The following is a 24190-nucleotide window of genomic DNA, read 5'->3' on the forward strand; positions in this document are numbered from 1 at the left end:
GAGGCGCCTCAGCCGCCGTTTCGCTGCCGCAGCGTCCGTTCGGCGCGGTCCACCAGCCGCTGCAGGACGTCGTTGTATTGCACGTGATGCTCGATCATCCCCATATGCCCCGAATCGGGGACGATCAGCGACTCGGCTCCCGGAAGCGCCTCGAGGATCTTGTACGCATGCTCAACGGGGATGATCTGATCCGTCTCCCCGGCGAGCACCGCGGTTTCAACAGCGGTGAGCCGCTCAAGACCCTTGCCACCGTCGAATTCGGCAAACGCCGGATAATAATCGGCGACCACATCGAGTGGTGTCAGCGAGATCATCTCGCTGAGGAAATCGACGTGCTCCCCCGGCACCTGCGATCCGAAGCCACCCCGCCTGGTGACGACATACGCCACATCGGAGCTCGCCTTCCGACTCTTCTCCACGACGGTCGGGATCCGGTTGAGCCCTGCCATCAACGGCTCGACCAGCCGTGGGAACAACTCACCGGGGATGCCCTTCACGATCGAGTGGTTCTTCATGTTGCCGCCGGAGGTGTTGAGCAGCGCGACCCCGACGACCTTGGTGCCGATCAGATCCGGATAGCGCGCGGCGAATTCCATGATCGTCATGCCGCCCATGGAATGCCCCATCAGCACCACGGGCTCGTTCTGGGCGGTCGTCTCGTCGAGGATCAGCTTGAGGTCGCGGGCGAGGTGGCGTACGCGGCACCGCTTGGCCGCCGACCGTCCCGACCGCCCGTGCGACCGCTGGTCGTAGAGGACGATCTTGTGTCGCCCGCGGAAGTGTTTGCGCATGAAATGCCAGCAGTGCAGAGACAGGACATAGCCGTGCACCATCACGATCGTCACGCCGCGCTCGGCGAGCGGAAGGCGGACATCGGGCTGGTCGACCTCCACATGCAGCCTGACCCCGTCGCGCGTGACGACGTCGGGCCCCGGCGCCCGGAGGGTGAAGAATGGCTCCCGTTCGGGAAGCGCCTCCCGGTCCTTCTTGAAGATCTGCCCGACGACACGCCGCTCGATCTCGAAGCCGGCCGCGACCGCACCGGCGGCGAGTGCCGCAATGCCGGTCACCAAGCCGGCCCCCTGGGCGAGCCGGGACGGGTTTCTGGATCGGCGGGTGCTCACTGTGCGCCTCCGGAATACCTCCGCGGGACCCGGTTGCCGATTCGCGTCACGATCTCATAGCCGATCGTGCGGCAAACCCGAGCCCAGTCGGACGCACTCGGCGAATCAGCACCCCCGAACAGGGTGACCTCGTCGCCCGCCTCCTCGCGCGCGTCCGGCCCGAGATCGACCACGAACTGGTCCATGCACACGGTGCCCGCGATCGGCGCGCGGCGTCCGGCGACGGCCACCGAAGCACCCGGTTCGGTGCCCCAGCCGGAGGCTGCGCGTGGGATGCCATCGGCGTACCCCAAGGGCACCAACCCCAGCACCGTCGCATCGTCGGCCGCCCAGCGATGGCCATAAGACACCGCGGTCCCCGGCGCTACCGCGCGAGTCGCGATGAGGTGGGCGCGGAGGCGCATGACGGGATCGAGTGGTACGCCGGCCTGCTCGGCCAGCTCCCCGTCCGCGGGATCCACCCCATAGGCGGCGATCCCGACCCTGACCAGCTCGAACCGCGCATCCGGCATGCCGAGCGCCGCTGCCGAATTGGCCAAGTGCCGGATCGGCACCGCCAACCCGGCAGCGCGGGCCCGGTCGACCGCGGCATGGAAGGCAGCGATCTGCATCGGGTTGGCAGGATGCTCGGGTTCATCGGCCGCCGCGAAGTGCGACCAGACCGCGACGACCTCGACGGCACCCGCTTCCTGCGCGGCCCGGGCGTCACTGCACAGGTCGTCCCAGAGCACCGGCGGGCAACCGTTGCGGGACAGCCCGGTGTCGATCTTGAGGTGGACCCGCGCGATCCGGCCCGCCGCGGCCGCGGCCGCGACGACGCGCGACAGCTGCGCCGGATGGTGCACCCCGAGATCGATGTCGAGCGCGATCGGCGCGACCAGATCCTCGTCCTCCCCGAACAGCCAGCAGAACAGTCGGCCGGTGTCGCCGGCCTCGCGCAGAACGCGAGCCTCACCGGGAGTCGCAACCCCCAGCCAGCTGGCCCCGGCCGCCCTGGCGGTCCGGGCGCACGGCATCATGCCGTGGCCGTAGGCGTCGGCCTTGACCACGACCATCAGCTCCGCCGGCGCCACATGCCCGGCGAGGGCGCGGACATTGCGGCTGAACGCGGCAAGGTCGATCTCTGCGGAGGCGGTCGCCGGGTCGATCACGGCCGTCACGGGGTTGGTCACAGCGGGGCCTCCTGGGCGAGCCATTCGAGCTCGGCAATCGTGTCGGGCAGGCGACGGGCGATCACCTGCGGCGGGTGCGGTCCGGGATGGCTGCGGGCAGTGATCGCCTGCACCGAGGCGCCGGCGACGGCCGCGGTCCGGGTGTCCAGGCCGGCAGCGAGCAGTGCCGCGCACACGCCCGCGAGCGTGTCGCCCGAGCCGGCCTGACCCGTCCACGCAGGTCCCTGCACGGGGACGTGCACGCAGAACTCGCCCGGCTGGGCGACATATTGCGTCGCGCCCTTCAACAGCACGGTGGCACCGGTCCGGTCGGCCGCTTCCCGGACGTGACCGACAGGATCATCCTCCACATCGGCCCGCTCAACGCCCAGGAGCCGTGCCAATTCGCCCGCGTGCGGGGTGAGCAGCACATGCTCGTCCACACGATCAGGCAGCATCCCGATCGCGTCGGCGTCGATGACACTCGGCGCACCGGTCTCGAGCACCCGCGCGAGCGCCGCCGGCCCGTCGTTGCGGGGTCCCCAGCCTGGTCCCGCAAGGTACGCCTGACACCGTCCCGGCCCATGCACAACGTTGGGAAACTGCGCGACGACGGTGTCCCGCAACGCCTCCGACCCGAGGAACCGCACCATGCCGGCGCCTGCGTGCACGGCGCCGCCGAGCGCCAGCAGACCGGCGCCGGGATAGTCCGCCGACCCGGCGTCGAGGCCGACGACCCCGCGCGCATATTTGTCCGTCCGGCTCGTCGGGAACGGCCACACCCCCGCGACGTCGGCGGCCTCCCACTGGGCGAGCAGGGGGTCGCGCGGCTCGAGTCCGATGTCGACGAAGGTCACACGGCCCGCGACCTCGCGGGCAGGGGTCACGAGGAGGCTCGGCTTCCACGCGCCGAACGTGACGGTCTCGTCGGCCTCGAACACCGCGGCAGCCGGGCGTACTGTCTCGACGCCCAACCCCGACGGCAGATCCACCGCAATGACATCCGCCACCCCGCGGCAGGCCGCCGCCACCTCGGCGAGAGGGCCGCTCACGCCATCGCGCCCGCCGATGCCGAACGCCGCATCGACGACCAGATCCGTGTCGGGAATCGCGCGCACGGCAGCCTCGAGGTCGAGCTCCCGCGCCCCGGCCGCGACGGCCGCTCGCCAGCCGTCGGGATGAGCACGATCAGTGATTCTCAGCAGGAGCACGCCGGCTCCCCGTCGCGCCAGGTGGGCGCCCGCGAACAGCCCGTCGCCGCCGTTGTTGCCGGGCCCGACGACGATCAGCACCCGAGCGCCCGTGACCCGACCCAGGCGCCTGCGCAGCCGCTGCGCACACGCGACGGCAAGCCCGCGGGCAGCGATCTGCATCAGGGCGTGATCGCCGACGACCGCCATGACCTCCTGCTCGGCGGCGCGGATCGCGTCGGTGGAGAAGGCGTACTTCATGCTTCACACACTACGAACGCTGTGGCGATGCCCGCGTCGTGGGAGAGCGACACATGGATGCGGGTGACGCCGAGTGCATCGGCGCGTGCCTGGACCGAGCCCTTGATGACGAACGACGGCCGGCCGAATTCGTCGAAGACCACCTCCGCGTCGTGCCAGCCGAGACCGCGTTCGATGCGGAGCGCTTTGGCGAGCGCCTCCTTCGCCGCATAGCGGGCGGCCTGCGAGTGCATCGGCATGGACGCTTCCGCGTCGGTCAGCCAGCGGCGGGCGAATCCCGGCCGGCGCTCGCAGGCGCGAGCGAAGCGGGCTACTTCACATACATCGACGCCAATCCCGGTGATCACGTGTCCAACTTAGTACGCGGCTCGCGGGCTCCGAACGCGCACGGCGTCAGACCGGCAGGGAGTGCTTGCTCAGAAAGCGCCACATCTCGGTGCTCGCGCGCGGGCCGCGCCGGTCGCTGAACGCGAAGTCCCCGGCGCCGCCGCACCATGCGTGCCCGAGGCCGTCGACGAGCCACAGCTCGAGCATCCGCTCGCGGCCGGCCTGCCACCGGCGCACCGAATAGCCGCGCCGGCTGGTCCGGGTGTGCGGGCTCGCCATGGGCCGTCGCACCGCCCGGGGGTCGCCGACCCTTCGGCGCATCCCGATCCCGGCCGCCTGGTCATGATGGGCGAGCCACTGGTCGGCGATCCGTTGGGCGTTCTTGGGCCACACAGTGCCGTCCAGCGTGCCCTGGAAGACAACCGTCGGCGGCAGGACCTGCGTCTGCGGAAGCCGCGGCGGTGGCGGCGGGAGCAGGAGCCCCTGCATGGCGCTCAGGGCGTGGGCGGGCGTGGCGGCGGACTTGAAGGGCGGCGCGGAATGGACACCGACGCCGGCGAACAGGTCCGGATAGGTCGCTCCGAGCGTCATCGCCATCGTGCCGCCTGCGGACATCCCCACCGCATAGACGCGGGCAGGATCGACCCGCCACCGGGTGCGGTCCTTGATCATCCGCTGCACGATGCCCGCGAGGCTGCCGGGTTCACCGCCATAGCGCGTCTGGTTCTGGGCCTGCGCCCAGTTCCAGCACCGCTGAGCGTTGTTGATGCGCGCCTGCTCCGGATAGACCACCAGGAACTGGTGGCGGTCGGCGAGCTGGTTGAAGCGCGTGATGGCGGCGAAATCCTCGGCGGTCTGATTGCAGCCGTGCAGCGCCATCAGCAACGGGGCCGGCGATGTGCGGCGCAGGCCATAGGGGACGTAGACCGTGAATCCCCGCGACCACGGAAGCCCCGTGTGCGGCTGTCGATGGATGGTTCCCCAGCCCCCACCGAACGAGACCTGGGTGCGACGCCGGGCGCTCACTCCACGGTCACGGACTTGGCCAGGTTCCGCGGCTGGTCGACGTCGTGCCCCTTCACGGTGGCAAGTTCGCAGGCGAAGATCTGCAGCGGAACGGTCGCGACGAGCGGCTGCAGCAAAGTGGACACCTTGGGCAGACCGATGAGCACGTCGGCGTAGGGCGCGACGGTCTGGTCGTCCGCCTCGGCCAGCACGATGGTCCGGGCCCCGCGGGCGCGGATCTCCTGGATGTTGGAGACCGTCTTGTCGTGCAGCATGTCGCGGCCTCGCGGCGGGACGACCACGAAGACCGGCAGGTCCTGGTCGATCACGGCGATCGGGCCGTGCTTGAGCTCACCGGCGGCGAAGCCCTCGGCGTGGATGTACGCCAGTTCCTTGAGCTTGAGCGCGCCCTCCAGCGCGACCGGATAACCCGCATGCCGGCCGAGGAACAGCACCGACGGGTTGTCGGAGAACTCGGCGGCCAGGCCGAGCACCTGCTGCTGGGCATCCAGGACCTGCTGGACCTTGTCCGGCATGCTTTCCAGCTCGCTCATGACCGCGGCGATCTCGTCGCCGAACTTGGTGTTCTTGACCTGGGCCAGATAGAGCCCGAGCAGATAGCAGGCGAGCACCTGCGTGAGGAAGCCCTTGGTGGAGGCCACGCCGATCTCGGGGCCGGCGTGCGTATAGATCACCGCGTTCGACTCCCGCGGGATGGTCGAGCCGTTGGTGTTGCAGATGGCGAGGACCTTGGAGCCCTGCTCCTGGGCGTACCGGATCGCCATGAGAGTGTCCGCGGTCTCGCCCGACTGCGAAATAGCGACCACGAGGGTCTGCGGGCCGACAATCGGGTCGCGATAGCGGAACTCGCTTGCGAGCTCGACCTCGCAGGGGATGCGGGTCCAGTGCTCGATGGCGTATTTCGCGACCATGCCCGCGTAGTGCGCCGTGCCGCAGCCGATGATCACGATGCGCTGGATGCTGCGCAGCTCGGAGACCGCGATGCGGATCTCGTCGAGGGTGAGGGAGCCGTCCTCGGCATATCGACCGAGGAGCGTGTCGGCCAGCGCCCGCGGTTGTTCGTGGATCTCCTTGCGCATGAACCAGTCGAAGCCGTCCTTCTGTGCGGCCGAGAGATCCCAGTCCACGTGATAGCGCTTCGTCGTCGCGGGGTTGCCGTCGAAGTCGGTGACCTGCCAGTCGTCGGCGGTGATCTCGACCATCTGGTCCTGCCCGAGCTCGACCGCTTCGCGAGTGTGGGAGATGAACGCGGCGACGTCGGAGCCGAGGAAGTTCTCGCCCTCGCCCAAGCCGACCACCAGCGGCGAGTTGCGACGGGCGGCGACGACGCGACCGGGTGCCTGCGCATCGACCGCGACGATCGTGAAGGCACCTTCGAGGCGGCGGCAGACGGTGCGCAACGCCTCCGCGATGTCTGCTCCCCCGTCGACCTCACGCCCGAGGAGCTGCGCCACGACCTCTGTGTCGGTCTCCGAGGTCATTGTGAGGCCGTCGGCCTCGAGCTCGGTGCGAAGCGCGGCGAAGTTCTCGATGATCCCGTTGTGGACCAGCGCGACCCGTCCGCTGCGGGACACGTGCGGGTGGGCGTTGATGTCGTTGGGCGCGCCATGCGTGGCCCAGCGGGTGTGCCCGATGCCGGTGCCGGAGGCGGGCAGCGGGAGGGCGGCGAGCTCGTTCTCCAGGTTGGCGAGCTTGCCCGCTTTCTTGGCCGAGGCGATGGCGCCGTCCGCGACGAGTGCGACGCCGGCGGAGTCATAACCGCGGTATTCCAACCGCCGGAGACCATCGACCACCACCTCCTGAGCCGACTTGGTGCCGACATATCCCACGATTCCACACATGCCGGAAAGGCTAGCGCCACGGAGCCGGTGGGGCAGAATGCAACCATGTCTGACGCAGACACCGAGGCATCTCCCCCGTCCCCCGTGCGCACCGACGCCGCGCCGCCGGGCAACAACGGCACCGCCCCAAGGCCCGTCGACGTCCCGACGCCCGTGCACAGTGGCGAGCTGACAGGCCCCTATGTGCAGCGCAGCCGCGCGGACTGGGCAGCCATGGCACCGCGGGTGCCGATGACCCTGGATGAGCCGCTCCTGCGCCAACTGCGAGGCACGGGCGACCCGACCGACCTGAGTGAGGTCGAGGCGGTCTATCTGCCGCTCACCCGGCTGCTGTCGATGTATGTCCATCACACCGGCGAGCTCTATCGCTCCACCAACCACTTCCTGCGGATCAACTCCCACCGCACGCCGTTCGTGATCGGGGTGGCCGGGTCCGTCGCGGTGGGCAAGTCCACCACGGCCCGCATCCTGCAGGCACTGTTGGCGCGATGGCCCGAGCACCCCCGGGTGGAGCTGATCACAACCGACGGGTTCCTGTGGCCGAACGCCGAGCTGGAGCGACGCAACATCCTGCACCGCAAGGGCTTCCCGGAGTCCTATGACCGGCGGTCGCTGCAGCGGTTCGTGATGGACGTGAAGTCAGGGCTCGCCGAGGTGCAGGCGCCGGTCTATTCGCACATGGTCTATGACATCGTCCAGGGCGAGAAGATCGTCGTGCGCCGGCCGGACATCCTGATTGTCGAAGGCCTCAACGTGCTGCAGCCCGCGCGGATCCGGTCCGACGGGACGACCGGTCTCGCGCTGAGCGACTTCTTCGACTTCTCGGTCTATGTCGATGCCGCCGACGCCGATATTCGGCGCTGGTACCTCAACCGGTTCATGTCCCTCCGCGAGACCGCCTTCCGCGATCCGCGGTCGTTCTTCCGGCGGTACGCCGAGATGACCGACCGCGAGGCCCGACACCGCGCGGAGGAGATCTGGGACACCATCAACGGGCCGAATCTGGCCATGAACATCCGCCCGACCCGAGGTCGGGCGACGGCGATCCTGCGCAAGGGCGAGAATCACGAGGTGAAGTGGGTGCGGATCCGCAAGATCTAGCGCGACGCTTGGTCCTGTGACCAGTGGCACATGATCGATCTCTTTCCCGGATATACCCACATGGGTATCGTCGAGGGCATGACTGACTTGCTCATCCTGGGCGCCGGCACAGCAGGGACGATGGTCGCCAACCGGTTGCGGGCCCAGTTGGATGCGTCCTGGCAGGTGACGGTGGTCGACGTGGATGACCGCCACCACTATCAGCCGGGTTATCTGTTCGTGCCCTTCGGCAGTTATGCACCCCAGCGGGTGGAGAAGTCCCGCCGGGCACAGTTGGCCGACGGCGTGATCTTCGTCGAGGGCGAGATCTCGCGCGTCGATTCCGCCGCCCGCAGCGTGCTCCTGACCGACGGCCGCGCTCTCGCGTACGACTGGCTTGTGATCGCCTCGGGCACTCGACCGCGCCCGGAGCAGGTGCGGGGCCTGACGGATCCGTCGATCTGGTACGCAGAGTCGGCGGAGCCCCGGCAGGCGTCCGCGTTCGATTTCTATACGCTCGAGGGCGCGACCGCGCTGCGCGATGCCCTGGCGGCGTTCGAGGGTGGACGTCTGCTGGTCCACGTGAGCGAGCTGCCGATCAAATGCCCGGTCGCTCCGTTGGAGTTCGCGTTCCTGGCCGATGACTTCTTCCGCAGGCGTGGAATCCGGCACAAGGTCGACATCACCTATGTCACCCCACTCGACGGAGCGTTCACCAAACCGGTCGCTTCGGCGGCGCTGGGTGGGCTCCTCGACGACCGCAGCGTGCGGTTGGCCGCCGACTTCGCGGTCGAACGGGTGAATCCGGAATCGAAGCGTCTGGTCGCCTTCGACGGCCGTGAGCTGCCGTTCGATCTGCTCGTCACCGTGCCGCCCAACATGGGGCAGCAGTTCGTGATCGACTCCGGCCTCGGCGATGACATGGGGTTCGTGCCGGTCGACAAGCACACCATGCGCAGCGAGGCCGACGAGCGGATCTTCGTGATCGGCGATGCCAGCAACGTGCCCACCTCCAAGGCCGGTTCGGTCGCCCACTTCCAGGTCGACCACTTCGCGGAGAATTTCGAGTTGGCCGTCGAGGGAAAGCCGCTCACAAGCCTGTTCGACGGGCACGCCAACTGCTTCGTCGAGACCGGCCGGGGCAAGGGGCTGCTCCTGGACTTCAACTATGAGACCGAGCCGCTGACGGGCGTCTTCCCCTATCCCGGGGTGGGCCCGCTGCGGCTTCTGGGTGAGTCTCGCCTCAATCACCTGGGGAAGCTCGCGTTCGAGCAGATCTATTGGCACCTGCTGCTGCCCGGGCGACCGCTGCCGGTGCCGACGGTGATGTCCATGCGCGGCAAGCGACTGCCCGCCCTCACCAGCTGACCGACACCGCATCACAAAAGGAGATCACCGTGCCCACCAACACCATCGACGGGCGCAGCTTCGAGGTCGACTCGGAGGGCTTTTTCGTCAACCGCGACGAATGGGACGAAGAGCTCGCCGCCCTGCTCGCCCCCCTTCTCGGGATCGAGGAATTGACGGAAGCCCACTGGGCGCCGCTGCGCTTCATGCGCGAGGACTCCGCGGAGACCGGGGTCACCCCGACACTGCGGCGGATGCAGGCGGTCGGCGGGTTCGACGTCAAGGACCTGTTCGCCCTGTTCCCGGTGAAGCCCGCCAAGAAGATGTCCTATCTGGCCGGCCTGCGCAAGCCCGTCGGCTGCGTCTGAGCCCGCCGCAGCAAGGAGACCACTGTGCGAACCATCCCCGACGATTTCATCCTTCCCGACTTCGGCCCCGACCCGGCTGCCCGCCGTCCCGCGGCGAGCACCGATGCCGATCAGGCCGAACAGGCGGACCGGGCCGGAGCGCCCGCCGGCCCCCGCAAGATGGCGCTGATCTGCTCGAAGGGCAACCTGGACATGGCCTATCCCGGGTTGATCCTCGGCAACTCGGCCGCCGGCGAGGGCGTCGAGACCCACATCTTCTTCACGTTCTGGGGCCTCGACATCATCAACCGCAAAACCAACAAGAACCTCAAGTTCACGATGCTCGGCAACACCGCCATGCACATGCCCGAGCTCGGTCGCCTGCGGCCGGGCCTGGAGCATGTGTCGATGCCTCAGGTCATGGGGCAACTGCCGGGCATGACTGGGTTCGCCACGCGCATGATGAAGAAGCAGATGGCCGATCTCGACATCCCGGACGTGCCCGAGTTCTTGGATCTGATGGCCGCGGCCGGGGTGCACATGTATGCCTGCCGCCTCACCTTCGACATGATGAAGATCATCGAGGCGGACCTGCACCCGGCCGTCGAGGGCGTCATCAGCGCCGCTGACTTCATCGACATCAGCGCCGGCGCGCAGACGATCTTCATCTGACTCCTGCGTCGACCGGCGTGCTTGGTGTGCAGCCAACGAAAAGGGACCGCCCCGGCTGGGACGGTCCCTTTTCAGTGCACGGTTCGCTCGCTCAGAGCGCCAGATGCATCTTCACAGCATCCGCGAGGCGCTCAGCGACCTCGCGGGCGCGCTGATCGGTCTCGGCCTCGACCATGACCCGCACGAGCTGCTCGGTGCCCGAAGGGCGCAGCAGCACGCGGCCGGTCCGGCCGAGTTCCCGGGACTCCGCCTGCACGGCTCGCACCAGGTTGGGTTCGATCCCGGCTCGGTGCTTGTCGACGTCCGGCACGTTGATCAGCACCTGCGGCAGCCGCTGCATGACACCGGCGAGTTCCCGCAGGGACTGGCGCGTGACGGCCATCCGGCCCATGAGGTGCAGACCGGTGAGGACGCCGTCGCCGGTGGTCGCGTACTCGCTCATGACCACGTGACCCGACTGCTCCCCGCCGAGGGTGAACCCGTTGGCCTTCATGGACTCGAGCACATAGCGATCCCCGACCTTCGTCTGGTCGACCCGGATGCCCGCCTCGGTCATCGCGTTCACGAAACCGAGGTTGCTCATCACCGTCGCCACGACGGTGTCGTTGACGAGCTTGCCGGCCTCCCGCATGGAGAGCGCCAGCACCGCCAGCACCTGATCGCCGTCGACGATCTCGCCGGTCGCGTCCACGGCCAGGCATCGGTCGGCATCCCCGTCGAGCGCGATGCCGAGATCGGCCCGGTGCTCGAGCACCGCCGCCTGCAGGCTTGCCATGTGGGTGGATCCGCAGTCGGCATTGATGTTGTGCCCGTCCGGGTCTGCGTGGATCGCGACCACGTCCGCGCCAGCCTGGGAGAAGGCCTGGACCGCGGTCTGGCAGGCCGCACCGTTCGCGCAGTCCACCACGACCTTGATCCCCTTCAGCCGGACATCACCGAGGCTGTTGACGAGGTGATCGACATAGGAGTCCACCAGGTCGTGGTCCTGCCGAATGCGCCCGACATCGGCGCCCTGCGGCAACTGCCACTCCTGACCCAGGTGCTCCTCGATCGCGTCCTCCACGGCGTCGTCGAGCTTGCTGCCGCCGCGCGCGAAGAACTTGATCCCGTTGTCCGGTGCCGGGTTGTGGCTCGCCGAGAGCATGACGCCGAGGTCGGCGCCGGTGTTGCCGACCAAGTACGCCACACCCGGCGTCGGCACCACACCGAGCTGGATGACGTCGACCCCGGCCGACGCCAGACCCGCAACGACCGCGGCCTCGAGGAATTCCCCCGAGGCTCGCGGGTCCCTGCCGACCACGGCGGTCGGCCGGTGCCCGGCGAAGGCTCCCGCCTCGCCGAGCACATGCGCAGCGGCCACCGACAGATCGAGCGCCAACTCCGCCGTCAGGTCCTTGTTGGCCCGACCCCGGACACCATCGGTCCCGAAATAGCGGCCCACGGGATCAGCGCTTGCTGTACTGCGGAGCCTTGCGCGCCTTCTTGAGGCCCGCCTTCTTGCGTTCCTTGATCCGCGCATCGCGGGTCAGCATGCCGGCCTTCTTGAGCGCCGGACGGGACGCCTCGGCGTCCACCGCGTTGAGCGCGCGGGCCACGCCGAGACGCATGGCGCCGGCCTGGCCGCTGATGCCGCCACCATGGATCAGCGCGATGACGTCATAGGAACCCTCGACGGCAGCGGTCGCGAAGGGCTCGGACACGAGCTGCTGGTGCACCTTGTTGGGGAAATAGTCCTCCAGGGTGCGGCCGTTGATGGTCCACTGGCCATTGCCGGGGATGATCCGGACACGGGCCACGGCCTGCTTGCGACGGCCGGTGGCAGCACCGGGGGCGACGACGGCGGGGCGGGCGCCCGGCTCGGCCTGACCGGCGGCGGCACCGGACTCGGAGCGATAGGCGATCTCGCGGTCGCCCTCGGTGAACGAAGCCACCTCTTCGCCCAGGTTTTCAGTCTCTTCTGCAACGTTTTCGGACATGGTGTTCTCTCCCGGCTTCACTGGGCGATCTGGGTGATCTGATAGGGCTCCGGCTGCTGGGCAGCATGCGGATGCTCGGGGCCCGAATAGACCTTCAGCTTCTTCAGGAGCTGACGCGACAGGCGGTTCTTGGGCAGCATGCCCCAGACCGCGAGCTCAACGGCCTTGCGCGGGTCATTGTCCAGCAGTTCGCCATAGGGGGTGGACCGCAGTCCGCCCGGGCGACCGGTGTGACGATAGGCCTGCTTGGTGGTCCGCTTGTTGCCCGACAGGGCGATCTTGGAGGCGTTCACGATGACGACGAAGTCGCCACCGTCGACGTGCGGGGCAAAGGTGGGCTTGTGCTTGCCGCGCAGCAGCGTGGCAGCGGTGACGGCGAGCCGTCCCAACACGACATCCTCGGCGTCGATAACGACCCACTTGCGGTCGATCTCGCCGGGCTTGGGGCTATACGTGGACACGCTAACCTTCTTCTCTCGAATTCCGACAGAGGTTGGCGTTCGGTGCCTGCTCAACAGCGGGTGAGAACCACGCCGGAGACCGGCACCGCTTCTCGAAACCCGTGGTTTCGGACAGACGGAGCGATTCGCGGTGAATCCACTCCCGTTTGCGACCGAGCGCAACAGCGAGAGACTCTACCTGCAGACTCTGCGTACCGCCAAATCGTCCGGGAAACAGCGAAACGGGACCGCCCGAAGAGGACGGCCCCGTTTCGACGAGGTGTTTGATCAGCCGGTCAGGCGCTCAGGCCCTGGCCGGTTCTCAGCCCTTGACCGGATAGTCGCGCTCGGTCTCACCGATATAGACCTGACGCGGGCGACCGATCTTGCGGCCCGGCTCGGCCATCTGCTCGCGCCACTGGGCAATCCAGCCCGGAAGGCGGCCGAGGGCGAAGAGCGCGGTGAAGTAGGACGACGGGAAGCCCATGGCCTCATAGATCAGGCCGGTGTAGAAGTCGACGTTCGGATAGAGCTTGCGCTCGACGAAGTACTCGTCCTCCAGCGCGATCTCCTCGAGATCCTTGGCGATCTGGAGCAGCGCGTTGTCCTTGCCGGTGGAGGTCAGGATCTCATCGGCGTGCTTCTTGATGATGACCGCGCGCGGGTCGAAGTTCTTGTAGACCCGGTGGCCGAAGCCCATGAGCTTGACGCCGGATTCCTTGTCCTTGACCTTCGACACGAAGGACTTGGCGTCGAGGCCCTGGTCCCGGATCTGACCGAGCATCTCGAGCACGGCCTGATTGGCGCCGCCGTGCAGCGGGCCGGACAGAGCGTTGACGCCGGCAGCCACCGAAGCATAGATGTTGGCCTCGGCCGAGCCGACCAGTCGCACGGTCGAGGTGGAGCAGTTCTGCTCGTGGTCGGCGTGCAGGATGAACAGGGTGTCGAACGCGCGGGCGACGGCGGGGTCGACCTCGTATTCCTCCAGCGGGCTGCCGAACGACATCCGCAGGAAGTTGGCGACATAGCCGATGTTCTTCTTCGGATAGAGGAAGGGCTCGCCGAGGCTGCTCTTGAAAGCGTACGCGGCCAGGGTCGGGAACTGCCCGAGGAGACGGATGGTCGCCGCCTCGATCTGCTCCTCATCGGTCACCGAGAGGTGGCTGGAGTTGAACGCGGCGAGCGCGTTCACACCGGAGGCCAGCACGCTCATCGGGTGCGACTTGCGCGGGAAGCAGCGGAACAGGTCGCGCATGCGCTCGTCCAGCATGGCGGCACCGAGCACCTTGCCCTCGAACTCGGCCATCTCCTGCTCGGTCGGCAGTTCGCCGTAGATGAGCAGATAGGCCGTCTCACCGAAGGTCGAGTGCTCGGCGAGCTGCTCGATCGGATAACCCCGATAGCGCAGGATGCCCTTGTCACCGTCGATGAAGGTGATCTTGGAAACACAGCTGGCGGTGTTGGTGTAGCCCGGATCGAGGGTGGTGTTTCCGGTCGTGGACATCAGCTTGCCGATGCCATAACCACTGTTTCCCTCGGTTGCCTGGGTGAGCGGAAGCTCGAGGGTATTGTCCCCGGCGGTCAGGACTGCGGCGTCGTTGGACATATCTCTCCTTGGGTTCACGGGCTGATCCATTCACCTTGTACGCGGCACAACCTAACCCGTCACACGCACCCCCCGCCCCCTGCCCAGGAAAGGGCACGGTGATGTGGGTCACGTCATCGTGGGAGCACGCACAGAAGCCGGCTGGCTCACTTACTCGCGCACATACCTTAGTAGCGCACAGGCCTTGCGTCCCAATTGAACAGCATCGCGGACACAGCCGGGACGGGCGGTGAACTGCGGTCAAATCGACAACAGCGGCTGGCTGCCCGGCTGCACGCTGCGGGCATCGACGATTTTCTTGCCAAACGGGAACATCGTCACGGGCAACATTTTGATGTTCGCGATCGCCAGCGGAATGCCGATGATCGTGGCCGCCTGTGCCGCGGCGGTCGTGATGTGGGTGACGGCGATGCCGAGCCCGGCCACGACGAACCAGATCACGTTCGCCACGGCCGAGACCGCACCGGATCGGGGGGTCTCGACCACCGTGCGACCGAACGGCCACAGCGCATAGGACGCCATGCGGAAGGAGGCCACGCCGATGGGGATGGTGATGATGAAGATGCAGGCCAGCAGGCCGAACAGGAGATAGCTGAGCGACAGCCAGATCCCACCTGTGACGAGCCAGATGATGTTGAGCAGGAACCGGAGCATCGCAAAGTCCTTTCGGCGAAATGCAGTGCCTCTACTTCACCAGATGCGCCCAAACCATTGCGCGGGCCCCGGTGGAGTCCGTCCGGTCGGCACAGTTCCAGGCGTCCTGACCGGCGATCTTGACCGCGGAGCCGCCCCATGACACGGCGCTAGGCTGCGGATCCATGGAACAACCAGCCCAGGCTGGCGGAGCGAGGCCGACGCGCGAGGTCGTGTCGTTCGTCCGTCGCAGCACCCGGATGAATCCCGGTCAGGAGAAGGCTTGGGCCGCCCGGGAGCGCTATCTCGTGGACGTCGCACGGAACGAGACATCGACGTCGATCGCGCCGGGAACTGTCATCGACTGGACTGCGGCATTCGGCAGGGTAGCCCCCCTGGTGGTCGAGATCGGCTCGGGCACGGGGGACTCGCTGGTTGCCATGGCCGCGGCAGATCCGGGCCGGGATCACGTCGCATTCGAGGTGTTCCGCCCGGCCCTCGCCTCGACGATGATCAAGCTCAACGCGGCGGGGCTCACGAACGTGCGGTTGCTCGACGCGAACGGCGTCGAAGGGCTGCGGGAATTGTTCGCCCCGGGCAGCGTCAGCGAACTCTGGACGTTCTTCCCAGATCCGTGGCACAAGGCCCGACACCACAAGCGTCGCCTGGTGGACGCGGGGTTCGGCGCGCTCGTGGCATCCCGGTTGGGCATCGATGGCATCTGGCGCATCGCCACCGACTGGGCCGACTATGCCGAGCATTGCCGTGAGGTATTGGACGATCATCCGGACCTGGTGAATGTGTACGCCGGCACCGGCGGTTTCGCACCGCGGTTGACGGCTCGCCCGGTGACGAAGTACGAACGCCGTGGGCTCGCTGCGGGCCGCAAAGTGTTCGACCTGGCCTATCGACGCCGGGCAGCCCAGCAGGGGCATGCATGACCACCCGTTGGCGCCTGGCGGTCGCCTATGACGGCACGGACTTCTCCGGGTGGGCGACGCAACCGGGGCTGCGTACCGTCCAGGGCACCCTCGAGGAATGGATCCGCCAGGTGCTCCGCCTGCCCGACCCGGTCCAGGTCGTGTGCGCGGGGCGGACCGACGCGGGGGTTCATGCCCGCGGACAGGTCATCCACGTCGATCTGCCCACCGACGCCCCGGTCGACACGCTCGAACGACGGCTGCGTCGGGTCCTGCCGCCCGACGTGGTCATCCACGACGTGCGTCCGGCTCCCGCGGGTTTCGACGCGCGGTTCGCCGCGATCTGGCGGCGGTATGTCTATCGGCTCAACGACGGCGCCGCGCCCATGGACCCGTTGCTGCGTGGACACATCGTCCGCGCCCGCCGCCCGCTCGACGTCGACGCCATGAACGACGCCGCTCCCCTGCTGATCGGGCTCAAGGACTTCGCCCCGTTCTGCCGCCGACACGACGGTGCGACCACGATCCGCACGCTGCTGGAGCTCCGGGCGGAGCGGGACGAGCGCGGGGATATTGCGTGCACCGTGCGGGCGGACGCCTTCTGCCATTCCATGGTCCGCTCACTGATGGGCGCGATGACGGCCATCGGGACAGGGAAACGCGACCGCGCCTGGCTCGCCGAGGTGATGACCTCGTCCGGGCGACACCCCGAGGTGGAGGTCATGCCCGCGCGAGGCCTGTGCCTGGAGGAAGTCGGTTATCCTCCGGAGGCGGAACTGGCCGCACGGGTCGTGCAGGCCCGGGCGAAGCGGGAGGTCGACGAGCTGTGAGCCACTATTTCCACACCCCCGCCGACGCAGGCAAGCGACGGATCGTCAAGGCCCGGATCTGGGACGTCGACCATGAGTTCGTGACAGCCCCCGGCGTGTTTTCCGCCGACGGCCTCGACCTCGGCACCGGCGTGCTCCTGAGGGAGAACTGGCCGCCGGACACAGCGAACCGTCTGCTCGACCTGGGTTGCGGCTGGGGACCGATCGCCGTCGCGTTGGCGACCGAGTGCACCGACGCAATCGTCGACGCCGTCGACACCAACGAGCTCGCCCTTGAGCTCACCGCAGCCAATGCGCAGCGGGCGGGCGTCGCGGACCGGGTGCGTACGCTCCTCCCCGAGGACGCGGACCCCGGCGCACGATATGACGAGATCTGGTCCAACCCACCCATTCGCATCGGCAAGGACGCGCTGCACGAACTGTTGCTCACCTGGCTGCCGCGGCTGGCACCGAACGGTGTCGCCCGCCTCGTCGTGGGCCGCAACCTGGGTGCGGATTCGCTGCAACGATGGCTGGTCGGGCAGGGGTACCGATGTGCGCGCATCGGCTCCGCCAAGGGTTTCCGGGTGTTCGAGGTAACCCGCGCTTCGTGAGCCGAACCCACCCCCCGTCTTGATTTGTCGACTCTCGGGCGTACTGTTTTCCCATCACGAGCGGCTGCCAGCCGCCCCGGAGCAAGGAGGCCCCATGGGTATCGGTGACAAGATGGACAACGCCGCACAGGATGTCGGCGGCAAGGCCAAGGAAGCCGCTGGCAAGGTGACGGACAACGAGCGCCTCGAGGCCGAGGGCAAGGGCGAGCAGGCCGGAGCCAAGGCCAAGAAGGCCGGCGAGAACATCAAGGACGGCGTGAAGGACATCACCCGCTGAGGTTGTCGCCACGAGATTCGAAGGGGGTACGCAGGGTCTGCGTACCCCCTGACTCATTCCCACTCATTTGTCCCCGAGGGGGCCCCGGCGAGGCCTTGGGACCCTGTTGTTAGGCTCACTCATGGAGCGGCCTGTCCGTCACCACGACGTGACCGACCAAGCCGATCGCAGGACGCTCACCCGGTGTGCGTCACTCGAACCACTTCGTAGACCTGGAGGAATACGGCATGACCTACTCACTGCCCGATCTCGACTATGACTACAACGCGCTGGCCCCCCACATTGCGCCCGAGATCATGGAGCTGCACCACAGCAAGCACCACGCGACCTACGTCGCCGGCGCCAACACCGCCGTCGAGAAGCTCGCTGAGGTCAGCAAGTCCGGCGACCTGGGCACGATCAACAAGCTCGAGAAGGACCTCGCCTTCAACCTCGGTGGTCACATCAACCACTCCGTGTTCTGGAAGAACATGTCTCCGGACGGCGGCGGCGAGGCCACCGGCGATCTGGCAGACGCCCTCGGCGAGACCTTCGGCGGTTTCGAGCAGTTCAAGAAGGCCTTCAACGCCAACGCTCTCGGCGTCCAGGGCTCCGGCTGGGGTGTGCTCGCCTATGACACCTTCGGTCAGCGTCTGAACCTGCTGCAGGTCTTCGACCACCAGGGCAACCTCCCCGCGGGCCAGGTCCCTGTCCTGCTGCTCGACATGTGGGAGCACGCGTTCTATCTGCAGTACAAGAACGTCAAGCCCGACTTCGTCAGCGCTTGGTGGAACGTCATCAACTGGAATGACGCCAACGAGCGTCTGGCCAAGGCCAAGGCCGCGCAGGTCTTCTGAGCCGCCGCGCAGGTCTTCTGAGCCGCCGCGCAGGTCTTCTGAGCCTGAGCACCAGCACCACAGCGCCCAGCAACACAGCGCCGCTGGAAGGGGCCGATCCCGTTGGGGTCGGCCCCTTTGCTGTCCCCACTTGGGTGCCTGAAGCCCACAAATGGGTGCTTGAACCCACAAATGGGTGCTTGAAACCCCACAAAGCAGCGTGAAACACCCGGTGCAGCGGGGGTTTCAGTGAGGTTTCGGGGGTTTCAGGCCGAAGCCCGATGTTGGCTCTAGTCCGACCTAGTCCGCGCGTGCGCGGCGAACACCTCCAGCAGCGCCGCGTCGTCGACGGATTTCGGATCGACAACGTCGCCCACCGGCTGGCCCTGCAGGATCCGCTTGATCGGCACCTCGAGTTTCTTGCCCGTCCGCGTGTGCGGGATGGCCGGGACAGCGATGATGTCGTCCGGGACATGCCTGGGTGAGGCGGTGGTGCGGATCGCCGAGCGGATCTTGTCGGCGAGTGCGTCATCGAGCTCGATGCCCTCGGCCAGCACCACGAACAGTGGCATCCAATAGTTGCCGTCCAGCAATTCCAGCCCGACAACCAGCGCTTCGGCGACCTCCTCAAGCGGTTCCACTGCCGCATAGATGTCCGCGCTGCCCATCCGCACGCCTTGGCGATTGAGGGTGGAGTCGGACCGGCCGTGGATGACGACCGAGCCGTGGTCAGTGATAGTGATCCAGTCACCGTGCCGCCAGATGCCCGGGAAAAGATCGAAATAGGCCTCCGCATAACGGGTGCCGTCCTCGTCACGCCAGAAATACAACGGCATCGACGGCATGGGCTTGGTGACGACGAGCTCCCCCACTTCGCCCTGCACCGGACGACCGCGGTGGTCAAACGCCGCCAGAGCTGTGCCCAGACAGACCACGGACAGCTCGCCGCGCCAGACGGGTGCCGTCGGCACCCACCCGACGAACGCGGACACGACATCGGTGCCCCCGCTGATCGGGGCGACCGCGACCTGATCACCCACATGCTCGAGCACCCACCCGAACGACGCAGGTGGCAGAACGGAGCCCGTCACCCCGAGCACTCGCAGCGCGCTCAGATCGTGATCGGTGCCCGGGTTGAGATTGTTGCGTTCGCAGGCCTGCAGATAGGCGGGACTGGTGCCCAGGACCTTCACCTGCAGCTCCGCCGCCAACTGCCACAGCTGGTCCCGATCGGGGTGCCCGGGGCTGCCGTCGTAACAGACGATCGTCGCCCCGACGAGGAGCCCAGCGACCTGATAGTTCCACATCATCCAGGAGGGCGATGTGTACCAGAAGAACACATCCCCGGGCCCCAGATCCGAGTGCAGAGCGATCTGCTTGAGGTGCTCCAGCAGCACTCCTCCGTGGCCGTGGACGATGCCCTTGGGCTTGCCGGTGGTGCCCGAGGAGAACAGCACCCACAGCGGATGGTCAAACGGCACCTGGACGGGGTCCGTGGCGGCGTCACCGGTTCCGGCCGCAGCGTCCTCGAACGGTGTCACACCGTCCTGCGCGAGCAGGTCATCGAGGTCCAGACCGAGCCTGGAGACGACGAGTGTCGCGGGGTTTCCGAGGCCTTCCCGGAGGCTGGCGATCGCCGGGCGCCGGTCGTGGTCTTTGCTGGCATAGCGATAGCCGTCAGCGGCGATGAGCACTCGCGGCTCGAGCTGACCGAGCCGATCCACCGCCGCTTGGGCGGAATAGTCCTGTCCGCAGCCGGACCAGATGGCGCCGATGCTTGCGGCGGCGAGGAAGCCGACGACCGCTTCGGCGATGTTGGGGAGATAGCCGACCACGCGGTCGCCCTCGCGTACTCCCATCGACTGCAACCAGCCCGCCAGGCCGGCGACTTGAGCTTGCAGTTCCGCATAGGTGAGATCCCGGGATGCGGGACCGCCGGGTTCGGCGCGCTCGTGGATGGCGACGGTGCCCTCCGCGTCACCGGACTCCGTGCCGGCATGCACGCGGAAGACCTGGTCGACGAAGTTCGTTGTGGTGCCCGGGAACCACTCCGCACCGGGCATCCCCGACTCCCCGAGCACTCGGTCACCACGCTCACCCAGCACATCGAAATAGCGCCAGATCGCGTCCCAGAAATCCTCGAGCCGATCGACGGACCAGCTCAGCAGCGCGGGGTAGTCGGGGACGTCGGCGTCGTATTCATCGTTGACCCACCGGCGGAAGTCCTCCACACGTGAGGCCGACACGAATTCCTCGGTCGGGCTCCAGATCGGTTCAATGGTCTCGTGCGACGTCATCGTCGTCCCTTCGTCGGTTCCGTGCTTGTTGGGGGGCTCAGCAGGCCGCGGGCAGAATCCTCGTGGTGACCTGACCAAAGTCAATCAGTTCACCCGACGCCGTGTGGGCTGTGGCCCGAATCGTCACCACATCACCATCGGCCAGGAAGGTGCGCTCAGCACCACCGACGACAACCGGCTCAGCCCCACCCCACGTCAGTTCGATGAACGCCCCGCGCTGATCCTTGGCGGGGCCGGAGATCGTGCCGGAGGCGAAGATGTCGCCCGGTCGGGTGGCGGCGCCGTTGCTGGTGGTGTGCGCGAGCATCTGGGCGGGTGACCAGTACATCTCTCGATAGGGCGGACGGCTCACCACCTCGCCGTTCCACTCGACCTCGAGCGCGATGTCCAGCCCCCACGGCTCGGCCATCCGCAGGTGGGAAAGCGGGGTCGGATCCTGACCCGGCAACGGGCACTTAACGGTCTCGAGCGCGAGCATCGGCACCACCCACGGCGACACCGACGACGCGAAGCTCTTGCCGAGGTTGGGTCCGAGGGGGACGTATTCCCAGGCCTGGATGTCCCGCGCCGACCAGTCGTTGAAGATGACGACGCCGAAGATATGGCGCTCGGCGTCGGCCGGCGTGATCATCGTGCCCATCTTGTTGCCGGTCCCCACGATGAAGCCCAGCTCGGCCTCGATGTCGAGGCGCGTGCTGGGCCCGAAGACCGGCGCGGGATCGTCGGGTCCCTTTCGCTGCCCACAGGGCCGGACGAGGTCTGCGCCGGATTCGACGATCGTGGCTGTGCGGCCGTGATAGCTGACCGGCAGGTGTTTCCAGTTCGGCAGCAACGGCTCGGGATTGTCGGGGCGGAACAGGCGGCCGAGGTTCGCCGCGTGGTGTTCGCTGGCATAAAAGTCGACGTAGTCGGCGAAGTCGACCGGGAGGTGCAGCAGCACCTCCGCGACCGGGTGGAGCGCTTCCGCGGGCACGTCGCCGGTCACGGCGTCGGCGAGCGCCGCACGCACCTCCACCCACCGCTCATGCCCCTCGGCCAGGAATGCGTTCAGCGTCTGCGAGGCGAACAGTCTTTCCGAGTCGGGGATGCGGTCGCGGAGCACGATGGCGAGATCGACGACGGTGTCACCGACGCGGGTCGCGGCGCGACGGGAACCCCCGTCCCGGGAATAGATCCCGTAGGGCAGATTGGCGGGCCCGAAGCCGGACCCGTCGGGGATGTCGATGGTGGTCAACGCGCGCTTCCTTCCCTGGTGAGCAGGCCGAGCGCCTGCAACTCGGTGAGTGGATCGGCGATGGAGCACGTGCCGAAGGAGACGAACGCGGCGCGAGCCCTGTCGACCCTCTCCTCGCCCAAGTCAGCGATCGCTGCCGCGATCACGGCACCGTCCCGTTCCTCGAGGATCCTGCCGAGACCGGCGACGTCAGCGGCGCACTGCGCGGTGTGGCTCGCGAGCAGGAGGTTGAGGAACCCGTGTTGCTCGAACCCGGTCTCGGGGTCGGTGTTGCGGATCGCATGATGCAGTCCGGCGGTCGCCTTGAACGGGACGTTGAGCACCGCGCACGCGGCAATGGCCGCAGCAAGCTCCTGGGCATCTGGATAGAGGTGGGCTTCCGTTCCTCCGGTGCGGAACTTCGCCCGGTGTCGGGTGCCCACCAGTGCTTCGAGCGCTGCGGGCCGACGGTCGTCGCGAGGGATCTCGAGATAGACGACCGGACCGTCCTCACCCCCCACCGCACGCTCGATCACCGCGAGGCTCGCCACGACGTCGGCCGACCCCGGCGGCAATGGCACCTCGACGGAGACGACCGTGACGGCCGGAATCTCGGCAGCCTTCGCGAGCGCGCCGGCCAATGCGCCTGGCCCGGGCACCGTCAGGGAGACCCGCAAATCCCCGGGCCCCAAGTCCGCCACCAGGGCCGGCAGCGCCGCCAGGCTTGCCACGCTGAGGACGAGGGGGCCGACCAGCGCCGAGTGCTCGCTCCGCTCGTGCGCACGATGTGCCCGCACCGCGTCCGCGAGTGGGACCAGACCCGGTGGGAAGATCGCGGCATCATCGCAGAGTGCCCGGAGGATCCTGGGGATGTGCAGTGCTTCCGACGTCATCGAGCACCCTGTCGGTCGGTAAGGCCGCCCTCCTCGCCACCGCTCCAGGACCAGCGATAGACCCCGTCATCGCAGGCCTGCCCGCCCTCGCCCAAGTCAAGTGGGCGGAACGTGTCCACCATCACTGCGGTTTCGTCGAACGACTCCTTGCCGATCGCGGCGTCCATGGCACCCGGCTGCGGGCCGTGCGCATGTCCGCCGGGATGCAGCGAGATCGATCCCCGACCGATGCCCGACCCTTTGCGCGCCTCGTAGTCGCCGTCGACGTAGAACATCACCTCATCGGAGTCGACGTTCGAGTGGTAGTAGGGCACCGGGATCGCCAGCGGGTGATAGTCGACCTTGCGCGGCACGAAGTTGCAGACAACGAAGTTGTGGCCCTCGAACACCTGATGAGCCGGCGGCGGCTGATGGACGCGGCCGGTGATCGGCTCGAAGTCGGAAATGTGGAACAGATAGGGATACAGACAACCGTCCCAGCCCACCACGTCGAGCGGATGGAACGGCAGGACGTGCACGCTGCCGCCGATCCCTCCGGGCCCGCCGCCCCGATGCTTGATGAAGACCTCCGTGCTGGCATCGGGGTCTTCGCCGATGTCCTCCGCCAGCAGCGGCTCGGTCGGCACCACGAGATCGCGCTCGCAATAGGGGCTGTGCTCCAGCAGTTGCCCATAACGGCTCAGATAGCGCCGGGGCGGGGTGATGTGGCTGTTCGCCTCGATGAAATAGGCCCGGAACGGCTCCGCATAGCCATCGGCGTCGCGCGCGGTCGGCACCCAGCGGTGCGTCGTGGCCCGGGGGACGATCGCATAGTGCCCCTCCCTGACCTCGAAAGCACCGAACACCGTTTCGAGCCGTGCGCTGCCGCGCTCGATATAGACGCATTCGTCGCCGAGGGCATTGCGATACCAAGGACTCACGGCGTCCGCTGCGACGTAGGCGAGCCGGACGTCAGCGTTGCCCAACACCAGCCGACGCCCGCGCACGGCATCCACGCCCTGTTCGTCCCCCGCCGCGAACAACGTGTGCAACCGCAGGTGTCGCGGCAGCAGCGGGTCGTTCGGGGTCAGCGTGAGGTCGCCGGGGGTCCAGGAGCGGACCTCGTGCAACGCTGACGGAATGTTGCGGTGATAGAGCAGCGAGGAGTCCGACGAGAATCCCTCCGCCCCCATCAGCTCCTCGAAATAGAGCGCACCCTCGGCATCCCGGTGCTGCGTGTGCCGCTTCGGCGGCACGTTGCCGACGGCTCGGTAATAGGCCACGATGGCTCCCTTCTGCGCCGCACTGGGTCGGCTAACGCAGACCGATCGGGCTGAACCGGTCCACGCGCT

General features: G+C 67.6%; 24 protein-coding genes. 9 read left to right on the plus strand and 15 right to left on the minus strand.

The features are described from left to right. Nucleotides 1–8 precede the first annotated feature (8 nt). The 6 genes from ACQ260_RS12530 to glmS are packed head-to-tail and all read right to left on the minus strand — an operon-like array spanning nt 9 to nt 6920. A complete protein-coding gene (locus ACQ260_RS12530; protein WP_432559791.1) occupies nt 9–1124 on the minus strand; it encodes an alpha/beta fold hydrolase in 1116 nt (371 codons plus the stop codon). Then, complete coding sequence (alr, locus tag ACQ260_RS12535; protein ID WP_432559792.1) at nt 1121–2296, minus strand: alanine racemase; 1176 nt, start codon at nt 2294–2296, stop codon at nt 1121–1123. Before alr ends, ACQ260_RS12530 begins: the two co-directional genes overlap by 4 nt. After that, nucleotides 2293–3726 (minus strand): NAD(P)H-hydrate epimerase, encoded by a 1434-nt coding sequence (locus ACQ260_RS12540; RefSeq protein WP_432559793.1) that lies wholly within the window; start codon nt 3724–3726, stop codon nt 2293–2295. The genes alr and ACQ260_RS12540 overlap by 4 nt, the downstream gene beginning before the upstream one ends. Next, nucleotides 3723–4073 carry a holo-ACP synthase gene (locus tag ACQ260_RS12545; RefSeq protein ID WP_432559794.1) on the minus strand — a complete coding sequence of 117 codons (351 nt, stop codon included), beginning with the start codon at nt 4071–4073 and terminating at the stop codon, nt 3723–3725. The genes ACQ260_RS12540 and ACQ260_RS12545 overlap by 4 nt, the downstream gene beginning before the upstream one ends. 46 nt (nt 4074–4119) lie before the next feature. Further along, entirely contained in the window at nt 4120–5079 is a 960-nt protein-coding gene (locus ACQ260_RS12550) for an extracellular catalytic domain type 1 short-chain-length polyhydroxyalkanoate depolymerase (RefSeq protein ID WP_432559795.1), read from the minus strand. After that, nucleotides 5076–6920, minus strand: a complete 1845-nt coding sequence (gene glmS / locus ACQ260_RS12555; RefSeq protein ID WP_432559796.1) for a glutamine--fructose-6-phosphate transaminase (isomerizing) — start codon at nt 6918–6920, stop codon at nt 5076–5078. The genes ACQ260_RS12550 and glmS overlap by 4 nt, the downstream gene beginning before the upstream one ends. 45 nt (nt 6921–6965) lie before the next feature. Between glmS and coaA the strand changes: the two genes are divergently transcribed. The 4 genes from coaA to ACQ260_RS12575 all read left to right on the plus strand — a co-directional run bounded on the left by coaA (nt 6966) and on the right by ACQ260_RS12575 (nt 10366). Beyond that, a complete protein-coding gene (coaA, locus tag ACQ260_RS12560) occupies nt 6966–8021 on the plus strand; it encodes a type I pantothenate kinase (protein WP_432559797.1) in 1056 nt (351 codons plus the stop codon). 78 nt (nt 8022–8099) lie between these two features. After that, the gene (gene sqr / locus ACQ260_RS12565) at nt 8100–9368 is read left to right on the plus strand and encodes a type III sulfide quinone reductase, selenoprotein subtype (protein WP_432559798.1); all 1269 of its coding nucleotides are present in this window, start codon (nt 8100–8102) and stop codon (nt 9366–9368) included. Between the two features lie 29 nt (nt 9369–9397). Continuing rightward, on the plus strand, nt 9398–9715 hold the full coding sequence (locus tag ACQ260_RS12570) for a TusE/DsrC/DsvC family sulfur relay protein (RefSeq protein WP_432559799.1): 318 nt from the start codon (nt 9398–9400) through the stop codon (nt 9713–9715). A gap of 24 nt (nt 9716–9739) precedes the next feature. After that, nucleotides 9740–10366 (plus strand): DsrE/DsrF/DrsH-like family protein, encoded by a 627-nt coding sequence (locus ACQ260_RS12575; RefSeq protein WP_432559800.1) that lies wholly within the window; start codon nt 9740–9742, stop codon nt 10364–10366. A gap of 91 nt (nt 10367–10457) precedes the next feature. On the opposite strand, the gene glmM is transcribed toward ACQ260_RS12575, so the two are convergent. From glmM to ACQ260_RS12600, 5 genes are all read right to left on the minus strand, one after another. Then, nucleotides 10458–11807, minus strand: coding sequence for a phosphoglucosamine mutase (gene glmM / locus ACQ260_RS12580; RefSeq protein WP_432559801.1), 1350 nt, complete (start codon nt 11805–11807; stop codon nt 10458–10460). Nucleotides 11808–11811: 4 nt separating this feature from the next. Next, complete coding sequence (rpsI, locus tag ACQ260_RS12585) at nt 11812–12342, minus strand: 30S ribosomal protein S9 (protein ID WP_432559802.1); 531 nt, start codon at nt 12340–12342, stop codon at nt 11812–11814. A gap of 17 nt (nt 12343–12359) precedes the next feature. Further along, nucleotides 12360–12803: a 50S ribosomal protein L13 gene (rplM, locus tag ACQ260_RS12590; protein WP_432559803.1), complete on the minus strand. Its 444-nt coding sequence runs from the start codon at nt 12801–12803 to the stop codon at nt 12360–12362. A gap of 301 nt (nt 12804–13104) precedes the next feature. Further along, on the minus strand, nt 13105–14388 hold the full coding sequence (locus tag ACQ260_RS12595; protein ID WP_432559804.1) for a citrate synthase: 1284 nt from the start codon (nt 14386–14388) through the stop codon (nt 13105–13107). A gap of 240 nt (nt 14389–14628) precedes the next feature. Further along, nucleotides 14629–15042, minus strand: a complete 414-nt coding sequence (locus ACQ260_RS12600) for a YccF domain-containing protein (RefSeq protein ID WP_432559805.1) — start codon at nt 15040–15042, stop codon at nt 14629–14631. Between the two features lie 164 nt (nt 15043–15206). Here ACQ260_RS12600 and trmB point away from each other — a divergent pair, with 164 nt between their 5' ends. The 5 genes from trmB (at nt 15207) to ACQ260_RS12625 (ending at nt 18477) form a co-directional block, all read left to right on the plus strand. Next, on the plus strand, nt 15207–15962 hold the full coding sequence (gene trmB / locus ACQ260_RS12605; RefSeq protein WP_432559806.1) for a tRNA (guanosine(46)-N7)-methyltransferase TrmB: 756 nt from the start codon (nt 15207–15209) through the stop codon (nt 15960–15962). Continuing rightward, nucleotides 15959–16771, plus strand: a complete 813-nt coding sequence (truA, locus tag ACQ260_RS12610; protein WP_432559807.1) for a tRNA pseudouridine(38-40) synthase TruA — start codon at nt 15959–15961, stop codon at nt 16769–16771. The genes trmB and truA overlap by 4 nt, the downstream gene beginning before the upstream one ends. Then, nucleotides 16768–17364, plus strand: a complete 597-nt coding sequence (locus ACQ260_RS12615) for a class I SAM-dependent methyltransferase (RefSeq protein ID WP_432559808.1) — start codon at nt 16768–16770, stop codon at nt 17362–17364. Before truA ends, ACQ260_RS12615 begins: the two co-directional genes overlap by 4 nt. A 94-nt stretch (nt 17365–17458) precedes the next feature. After that, complete coding sequence (locus tag ACQ260_RS12620) at nt 17459–17641, plus strand: CsbD family protein (protein ID WP_432559809.1); 183 nt, start codon at nt 17459–17461, stop codon at nt 17639–17641. A 227-nt stretch (nt 17642–17868) separates the two neighbouring features. Continuing rightward, entirely contained in the window at nt 17869–18477 is a 609-nt protein-coding gene (locus ACQ260_RS12625; protein ID WP_432559810.1) for a superoxide dismutase, read from the plus strand. A 269-nt stretch (nt 18478–18746) separates the two neighbouring features. On the opposite strand, the gene ACQ260_RS12630 is transcribed toward ACQ260_RS12625, so the two are convergent. Genes ACQ260_RS12630 through ACQ260_RS12645 form a run of 4 tightly spaced genes read right to left on the minus strand, consistent with a single transcriptional unit; the run spans nt 18747 to nt 24121 of the window. After that, the gene (locus tag ACQ260_RS12630; protein ID WP_432559811.1) at nt 18747–20753 is read right to left on the minus strand and encodes an acetoacetate--CoA ligase; all 2007 of its coding nucleotides are present in this window, start codon (nt 20751–20753) and stop codon (nt 18747–18749) included. A 37-nt stretch (nt 20754–20790) separates the two neighbouring features. Further along, entirely contained in the window at nt 20791–21987 is a 1197-nt protein-coding gene (gene fahA / locus ACQ260_RS12635) for a fumarylacetoacetase (protein ID WP_432559812.1), read from the minus strand. Beyond that, nucleotides 21984–22859 (minus strand): hypothetical protein, encoded by an 876-nt coding sequence (locus ACQ260_RS12640; RefSeq protein ID WP_432559813.1) that lies wholly within the window; start codon nt 22857–22859, stop codon nt 21984–21986. Before ACQ260_RS12640 ends, fahA begins: the two co-directional genes overlap by 4 nt. After that, nucleotides 22856–24121 (minus strand): homogentisate 1,2-dioxygenase, encoded by a 1266-nt coding sequence (locus ACQ260_RS12645; RefSeq protein ID WP_432559814.1) that lies wholly within the window; start codon nt 24119–24121, stop codon nt 22856–22858. The genes ACQ260_RS12640 and ACQ260_RS12645 overlap by 4 nt, the downstream gene beginning before the upstream one ends. Between the last annotated feature and the right edge of the window lie 69 nt (nt 24122–24190).

Source organism: Ammonicoccus luteus, assembly GCF_050880385.1.
Lineage (GTDB): Bacteria > Actinomycetota > Actinomycetes > Propionibacteriales > Propionibacteriaceae > Enemella.

Bases quoted from the DNA above. Each gene is read 5' to 3' on its own strand.
- ACQ260_RS12540 (WP_432559793.1), bottom strand. From the start codon at position 3,726: ATGAAGTACGCCTTCTCCACCGACGCGATCCGCGCCGCCGAGCAGGAG.
- glmS (WP_432559796.1), bottom strand. From the start codon at position 6,920: ATGTGTGGAATCGTGGGATATGTCGGCACCAAGTCGGCTCAGGAGGTG.
- coaA (WP_432559797.1), top strand. From the start codon at position 6,966: ATGTCTGACGCAGACACCGAGGCATCTCCCCCGTCCCCCGTGCGCACC.
- sqr (WP_432559798.1), top strand. From the start codon at position 8,100: ATGACTGACTTGCTCATCCTGGGCGCCGGCACAGCAGGGACGATGGTC.
- rpsI (WP_432559802.1), bottom strand. From the start codon at position 12,342: ATGTCCGAAAACGTTGCAGAAGAGACTGAAAACCTGGGCGAAGAGGTG.
- ACQ260_RS12595 (WP_432559804.1), bottom strand. From the start codon at position 14,388: ATGTCCAACGACGCCGCAGTCCTGACCGCCGGGGACAATACCCTCGAG.
- ACQ260_RS12600 (WP_432559805.1), bottom strand. From the start codon at position 15,042: ATGCTCCGGTTCCTGCTCAACATCATCTGGCTCGTCACAGGTGGGATC.
- trmB (WP_432559806.1), top strand. From the start codon at position 15,207: ATGGAACAACCAGCCCAGGCTGGCGGAGCGAGGCCGACGCGCGAGGTC.
- truA (WP_432559807.1), top strand. From the start codon at position 15,959: ATGACCACCCGTTGGCGCCTGGCGGTCGCCTATGACGGCACGGACTTC.
- ACQ260_RS12620 (WP_432559809.1), top strand. From the start codon at position 17,459: ATGGGTATCGGTGACAAGATGGACAACGCCGCACAGGATGTCGGCGGC.
- ACQ260_RS12625 (WP_432559810.1), top strand. From the start codon at position 17,869: ATGACCTACTCACTGCCCGATCTCGACTATGACTACAACGCGCTGGCC.
- ACQ260_RS12630 (WP_432559811.1), bottom strand. From the start codon at position 20,753: ATGACGTCGCACGAGACCATTGAACCGATCTGGAGCCCGACCGAGGAA.
- ACQ260_RS12640 (WP_432559813.1), bottom strand. From the start codon at position 22,859: ATGACGTCGGAAGCACTGCACATCCCCAGGATCCTCCGGGCACTCTGC.